Source organism: Agrobacterium larrymoorei (assembly GCF_013322225.1).
Taxonomy (GTDB): domain Bacteria; phylum Pseudomonadota; class Alphaproteobacteria; order Rhizobiales; family Rhizobiaceae; genus Agrobacterium; species Agrobacterium larrymoorei_A.
Genome location: NZ_JAAMFB010000054.1, coordinates 1 through 956, shown reverse-complemented (window position 1 = coordinate 956; position 956 = coordinate 1). Strand labels below are relative to the sequence as shown.

At 56.6% G+C, this 956-nt stretch carries 1 protein-coding gene; it reads left to right on the top strand.

Annotated elements, in window-relative coordinates:
- The coding region (locus G6L28_RS22700) for an IS481 family transposase (protein WP_234902701.1) at positions 1–956 on the top strand (956 nt) is incomplete at both ends.

Here is a 956-nt window from a genome sequence, read left to right as displayed (position 1 = left end):
GACGGAGGCAATCCGTCGAGCAATACAAAATAGTCAAGAGAGCCTGAGGGCTCTGTCAAAGCGCTACGGGATCAATCAGAAGACTGTGGCCAAGTGGCGCAAGCGCGCTTCGACATCCGATCTTCCGACCGGCCCAAAGGAGCCAAAATCGACGGTCCTTTCGGTGGAGGAAGAGGCCGTGATTGTGGCCTTTCGACGCTATACCCTCTTGCCGCTCGATGACTGCCTCTATGCGCTACAACCGACCATACCGCACCTGACACGGTCTTCGTTGCATCGCTGCCTGCAACGCCATGGCATCGGCCGCCTGCCAGATGTTAAGGGCGACAAGCCCCAGAAGAAGAGGTTCAAGACCTATCCGATCGGTTATTTCCATATCGATATCGCCGAAGTTCGTACTGAGCAGGGCAAGCTGCACATGTTCGTCGCCATCGATCGAACATCCAAGTTCGCTTTCGTCGAACTGCACGAGAAGGCAACGACAGCGGTCTCCGCCGGCTTCCTGCGCAACCTTCTCGAGGCCGTGCCCTACAAGGTTCACACCGTTCTCACCGACAATGGCATCCAGTTCACCACGCCGGGCGCCGGTGGTTCAGCTGTCCCCCTCATCAGGCAAGCGATGGCAGCAGGCGAAATCTTCCGGGCGCATGCCTTCGAGTATGCCTGCGCCAAAGCTGACATCGAACATCGGACCACCAAGCCGAAACACCCTTGGACCAATGGCCAGGTCGAGCGCATGAACCGCACCATCAAGGACGCGACGGTAAAGCGCTTCTACTATGAGAGCCACGATCAGCTCCGCCAGCATCTCGAAGACTTCGTCTCAGCCTATAACTTCGGTCGACGATTGAAGACCCTCAAAGGCCTCACTCCATACGAATTCATTTGTCGGAGCTTGACAAATGAACCGGATCGATTCACCACCGACCCGACCCATCAATTCCCGGGACTAAACA